Source organism: Streptomyces sp. O3 (assembly GCF_054788135.1).
The window spans coordinates 1-258 of the sequence record NZ_JBTVYK010000211.1; the positions used below are offsets into that span (position 1 = coordinate 1).

Annotated in this window: 1 protein-coding gene; it reads right to left on the bottom strand. The window is 43.8% G+C overall.

Annotation, left to right across the window (positions count from 1 at the left end):
- A partial coding sequence (locus ACX6XY_RS30395; RefSeq protein ID WP_460337939.1) for a hypothetical protein occupies nt 1-258 on the bottom strand: 258 nt, incomplete at both ends.

Sequence of the window (258 nt, forward strand, 5' to 3'; positions counted from 1 at the left end):
CAATAAGCGGCATTGCGTTCGTTTTCTGGAGAAGCTTCACTGATTTTTTCTAGCACATTGGGAAAATAGGTTGGGTAAATAGTGAGCGATTTTTCGGAAGATAGTTGGCGCGAACGTTCCAACAAACCGAAAGCATCACTAGTTTCTACATCCACTGGCGGAAATGAATGAATCCCACGAACGCCTACAAATCCAGCTAGTGTGACCGTGAATTGCTTTTTAAAAAGCGGATAAACTACTTGTTGGCGAGCCCTCACT